The sequence below is a fragment of the Frankia sp. EI5c genome, from assembly GCF_001636565.1.
Classification (GTDB): domain Bacteria; phylum Actinomycetota; class Actinomycetes; order Frankiales; family Frankiaceae; genus Parafrankia.
The window spans coordinates 1-5,183 of the sequence record NZ_LRTK01000094.1 but is presented as its reverse complement, the minus strand read 5'-3'; the positions used below and the strand labels follow the sequence as shown (position 1 = coordinate 5,183).

The following is a 5,183-nucleotide window of genomic DNA, read 5'->3' as shown; positions in this document are numbered from 1 at the left end:
CACCGGTCTCCCGCTACTCAGCCCCACCAGAAACCCCAGGGCTGACCCACTGCCTACGCATCAGCAAACTTGCCGGGGCCCTGTCTCAGTCTTGGTCTCGTTCACCGCAGTTCAGCCACGATCGTGGCCATGTCGGAGCACCTGCCGACCAGCGAGTCGGGATGGCCTGGAACGATAGCGTACGGGGCACCGTGGCACTCCTAAGCGGTGGGATCCGTGCCGCGACAGCCGGACCNGCTTGGGGCCTGCGGTNNGGCCACCCGCGGGTCGCTAGGTGAGGGCGCAGAGGGGCAGTCCAGGACACTCTGACCTCTCACCTGCTGTGAGCAGTTGACCTCGGGTCGACCTCGAATCAACTTCCCAAGCTTGCAACGCGGGTTCGATTCCCGTCGCCCGCTCCACTCGGGGTTAGGTGTGTCAGCCGGGGGGGTGACCTGGTCGTTTCGCAATGTTTGCCGGGGGGGCCGAGCCCCCCGAGACCCCCCACGGGCTTCGGTGGTTGCGGGGGTTTGGGTTCTCTGGGGTTCTGGTTGTGGTGGCGTGTGGGGCCTGGTCCTGAAGATCGAGGGTGGTAGACGGTCTGTTTTTTCGGGGTCAGCCGCGGTGGGGGCGGCTGTCGAAGTGTTCTTTGGCGAGATGCTCGAAGAGGGCCCGGGAGCGGCTGTCCTCGGCGTCGAGGTGCTCGTCCATCGCCTGGGCCGCCTCCTCGTGGGTGGCGAAGNNCAGGCTGTCCAGTGCGGCGCAGGAGCAGGTAACCCGCCACTGGCCGTCGGCGCCCTGGTCGACGGCGGCATCGGTGCAGGTGTCGTCGCCCAGCAGGAACATGGGTACCGAGCTGCTTCCCGGTGGGCAGGGGCTCTTCCAGATCCCGCCACACCGTCGGCCCGAGTCCGGGTGGTTCTCGACGGCCGCCTGGGCTTCGGCCTCGGTCGGGTGTTCACCGTTGAGGGCACCGCACCGGCAGTGCACCCACCACGGCCCGTCGGGTTCACCCGGTTCCATCGCGTTCTCCTCCTGCTGGCCGCGTCCATTCTTCCCCCGTTGCCGGTGGTGCGATGGTCCGGGCTGTGCAGGTCCTCGTTACCTCNCTGGTGTGGCCCGGCCGGATGGCTCCACCGTGGCACCGGTCTCGTCGAGGGCCCCGGCGTCGGCGCGGAGCTGGGCGGGGATGGCTGGGATCTCCGGCTGGGTGGGGCCGTCCTGCGTCGTCGGGCCGTTCTGGGGGGTCGGTGTGGGGCGCCGGCGCCGGAGGAGCCGTCGGCTGACGACCGCGAGCGTGCTGGCGATCAGGGCGATGCCGCCCAGCACGAGGAGCGTGGAGACGCCGCCGACCGAGGCCAGCAGACCGTCGGAGCCGTTCTCGCCGTCGCCGCTCGCGGCGCCGCCCGCGGGCAGTTCGTCCGAGTCGGCGGCGCAGACGGTCGGCCGGTCCGCGCCGTCGGCGCGCACGCAGGAGACGACTGCCAGCCGGAGCTGGCCGGGTGGCGGCTCCGCCAGCTCCAGCGAGGTGACGAACGAGGACGTCCGCCCGGCCGGAAGGTCGACATGCCAGGTCACGAGGCCGTCGTCGACCCGGCCGTCCTGGTCGGCCGACTTCAGGCGGACACCCGGCGGCAGGGTCTGGGTGATGACCAGATCCTCCGCGTCGGCTGTCCCGAGGTTGCGGATTCGGGTCGTGTAGGTGAGCTGGTCGCCAGCCTCGGTAGCGGTGCCCCCGTTGTCGATCTGGATCGCCAGCAGCGGGCCGGCGTCTTCGGATTCCCCGGGCGGGCCGGCGGTGGCTAGGACTGGCGCGGCGGACGCGGCGGGGGCGAACGCGGCGGGGGCGAAGGTAGCGGGGGCGAAGGTGGCGGCGGCGAAGGCGGCGACGAAGGCGGCGACGGACAGTGTGGCGCCGGTGCCTCGGGCGCGGAGGAAGGCCGCGGCGTGCGGGCGTGTGCTGGGCGCGGGCCCGGCGGGGGGAGGAACGGTCATCGTCACCGCTTCCAGACGTTGAGGGGGCGTCCCCGATGCTGTNGGCGCGCGTGGGCCTGGCACCGGGCTAGGGCGGCTCGGCGGCTCGGGCTGCACGCTGCGTGTCACTTCGTGGCAGCTATGTAATCGAGCGTCGTGCTGTAGGTGTCGGAGGCTACGAAGGGGATGTCGACGGAGAAGTCGTTACTGATCGCGTCTCCGCCGGGCGCGGACGGTGCGTCCTGGCTGTGCGCGAGGGNGGGGGTGGTTTCCGAAAGCGGCTGGAACCCGGCCTGCCCGGTGCCCCGCACGGACAGCGCGTCCAGCGGGATGGTGTCGTCGTTCGCNGGGTTCTGGGCGGTGAGCGTGGGGCCGGTGCCCTGCACCGAGACCGTGTAGCCGTCGGCGCTGTTCGTGATGACCGTCATGGTGACCGCGTTGTGGAGAGTCAGGGCGTCCTGCGGCTGCCCGGAGAAGGTGAACGAGTCGGTGAGGTTGGTGAGGGTGAGCGTCTGCGCGTCGATGGTGGTCGACGTCTCGCAGGCGGGTTCCGTCCCGAGGCCGGTGCACGTGCTGCCCGGCGCGGGGGAGACGACCCGGTTCGCCAGCACCGCGCCCNGGGNGGCCGCATCGTCGACCGCGACCGAGTAGGTGATGGTGACGCTCGCGNCGATGGCGAGGTCGCCGGTCCAGGTCAGGACCGGGTCGGTGAAGTCGACCGTGCCGGTGGTGGCCGCGGCGTCACCGACCCAGGTGGCGTTGCCGGCCAGATCGTCGAGGGTGTCGGTGATGGTGATCCCGCTGTAGGGGCTCTCCCCGGTGTTGGTCGCGGTGATCGTGTAGTGGACGGTGCCACCGGTCACGATGCTCGCCTGGTCGACCGCCTTGGTGATGCTCAGGGCCGGGACCAGGACCGTGGTGGTGGTCGTGCACGCAGTGTCGGTGCCGCCGGCGAGACAGTTCGTGCCGGGGGTGGCGGAGGAGACCGCGTTCGTCGCCGTGTGGTTGCCGTTGGCGGGCAGCGCGGTCGTCACCGAGTAGGTGATGGTCGCGGTCGCGCCGATGGCGAGGTCGCCGGTCCAGGTCAGCTCCGGGTCGGTGAAGTCGACCGTGCCGGTGGTGGNCGCGGCGTCACCGTTGTAGGCGGCGTCGTCGAGGACGTCGGTCAGGTCGTCGGTGAAGGAGGCCCCGGTGTACGGGGTCTCACCGGTGTTCGCGACGGTGACGGTGTAGTCGATCGGGCTGCNGGCCACCGCCGTCCCGGCGGGGCTGCCGGTGGCCGCGGTCTTGGTGATGGTGAGCTGCGGGATGAGGATCAGGACGAGGGCGCGGCAGGGGCCGGGGGCGTTGCCGCCGCTCGGTGGGCAGGTGCTGCCGAGCTCGGCCGATCGGACGGTGTTGAACAGCGCGTGCGGGCCCTGGATCTGCTGGTGGACGGTGGTCGTGAAGGTGATCGTCGCGCTGGCGCCGACGGCGAGGTCGCCGGTCCAGGTCAGCAGCGGGGCGCTGTACCCCAGGGCGCCGGTGGTGGCGGTGGCGTCGCCGTTGTAGTCCGTGTCCTGGGCGAGACCGGTGAGATCGTCGGTCACCGTCGCGCCGGTGTAGGCGGTCTCGCCGGTGTTGCTGATCGTGACCGTCCAGGTGATCGTGCCGCCGGGGACGGTGGTGGTCGTGCTGGGGGTCTTGACGATGGTGAGTTGCGGTTTCAGCACCGTCAGGAGGTTGCTGCACGCGGGGTCGGACCCGCCGATCGGGCAGTTGCTCCCGGGAGTGGGGGACTCGGCGACGCTCGTCACCTCTCCGCCCTGTGTGACGGGCCTCACCGTGGATGACGCGGTGATGGTGGCCGCCTGCCNGGGTGCGAGATCCCCGGTCCAGACGATCCGGAGGTTGACCAGGTCGAACTGGATTGAGCCGGTGGTGGTGCTCGCGTCGCCGTTGTAGGAGAGGAGGTTCTGGGTGTCGTCGTTGCTCAGGTACACCGTGGCCCCGGTGTAGGGGACCTGTCCGGTGTTCGTGATGGTGGCGATTCGGCTGATCACCTCTCCCGGTCCGGCGGTGCTCCGGTTGCCGGTGAAGGAGATGTTGAGCTCGCTGCGCCGGACGGTCGCCGAGCAGCGCGGGTCGGTGCCGCCGGTCGGGCAGTTGTTGCCGGCGACGGNGGAGGTGGCGGAGTTCGCGAGGATGCCGTCGCCGCTGCCCAGGCCGTTGCCGAGGAGGGTCACCGAGTAGGTGACCGTGGCCGAGCCGCCCGGGTTGAGGTCACCGGTCCAGGTCAGGGTGGAGCCGGTGACGTCGACGGTGCCCGCGGTGGTGCCCGCGTCCCCGTTGTAGGTCGCGTCGTCGAGGACTCCGCCCNGCGCGTCGACGACGGTGGCGCCGGGGAAGGGCACCTGCCCGGTGTTGCTGACGGCGATGGTGAAGGTGACCGCCTCGCCGGGCAGGNCCGTCGCGGTGCTCGCCGACTTCGCGATCGTCAGGGCCGNGGTCAGGACGGCGACACTCCCGGCACAGCCGGTGTTACCGCTGTTCGGCGGGCAGGCGCTGCCCTGGACGGTGGAGCTGAGGATGTTGCGCATCACCTTGTCGCCGGGGTCCGGGTTGCGCACCGTCAGGGAGTACGTGACGGTCGCGACCTGGCCGACGCCGAGGTCGCCTGTCCAGGTGAGCGTCTGGCCCGCGAACGCCACGCTGCCGGTGGAGGCGGTGGCGTCGCCGCCGTAGACGGCGTCGTCCAGGGCGCCGGTCAGGTTGTTGGCGACCGCGGCGCCGGTGTAGGGGGTCTCGCCGCTGTTGGTGATGGTGACGGTGTAGTTGACCACCCCGCCCGGCACGGCGGTGGGGACGTCCGCGGCCGTCGTCATCGTCAGGCCCGGCAGCAGGACCGGGACGGAGACGCGGCACGCGGGGGCGGGGTTGCCGACCGGGCAGTTGCTGCCGGNGGCGGTCGTGTGGACGACGGTGACGATGTCGCGGTTGCCCGGGTCGGGGTCGAGGACGGTCCCGCTTCCGGTGAGGGTGACCGTGCCGCCCACCGGGATGCTCCCGGTCCACACCGACTCGAAGGTGAGCTCGTCGATGGAGATCACACCCGAGGACGCGGTCTGGTCGCCGATGCCCACGAAGTCGTCCGAGAGGTCGGCCGCGCTGGTGCGGATCGTGATGTTGTTGTAGGGGGTCTGCCCGGTGTTGGTGTAGGTGGCGGTGAACCGGATCGCCCCGCCCGGGAC

4 protein-coding genes and 6 pseudogenes are annotated in these 5,183 nt (G+C 71.1%); all 10 read right to left on the bottom strand.

Features of this window, described 5'->3' with window-relative positions:
• Window positions 1–723 precede the first annotated feature (723 nt).
• A pseudogene (locus UG55_RS23760) lies at window positions 724–1,002 on the bottom strand (hypothetical protein); the annotation flags it as partial.
• A gap of 86 nt (window positions 1,003–1,088) precedes the next feature.
• Window positions 1,089–1,974: hypothetical protein (locus UG55_RS48100; protein WP_396230995.1), on the bottom strand; the 886-nt coding region annotated here is incomplete at its 3' end.
• Window positions 1,975–2,576: 602 nt separating this feature from the next.
• Window positions 2,577–2,622, bottom strand: a pseudogene (locus tag UG55_RS48095) (hypothetical protein); the annotation flags it as partial.
• 1 nt (window position 2,623) lies between these two features.
• A pseudogene (locus UG55_RS48090) lies at window positions 2,624–3,076 on the bottom strand (hypothetical protein); the annotation flags it as partial.
• A 1-nt stretch (window position 3,077) separates the two neighbouring features.
• Window positions 3,078–3,199 (bottom strand): annotated as a pseudogene (locus tag UG55_RS48085) (hypothetical protein); the annotation flags it as partial.
• A 1-nt stretch (window position 3,200) separates the two neighbouring features.
• Window positions 3,201–3,665, bottom strand: a 465-nt coding sequence (locus tag UG55_RS30350; RefSeq protein ID WP_206779423.1) for a DUF11 domain-containing protein, incomplete at its 3' end; no start/stop codon positions are given.
• A 450-nt stretch (window positions 3,666–4,115) separates the two neighbouring features.
• Window positions 4,116–4,311, bottom strand: a pseudogene (locus tag UG55_RS48080) (hypothetical protein); the annotation flags it as partial.
• A gap of 1 nt (window position 4,312) precedes the next feature.
• Window positions 4,313–4,398: pseudogene (locus UG55_RS48075) on the bottom strand (hypothetical protein); the annotation flags it as partial.
• Between the two features lie 41 nt (window positions 4,399–4,439).
• On the bottom strand, window positions 4,440–4,817 hold a 378-nt coding region (locus UG55_RS48070; protein ID WP_396230996.1), incomplete at its 3' end, for a hypothetical protein.
• Between the two features lie 78 nt (window positions 4,818–4,895).
• The coding region (locus tag UG55_RS30335) for a hypothetical protein (RefSeq protein ID WP_206779422.1) at window positions 4,896–5,183 on the bottom strand (288 nt) is incomplete at both ends.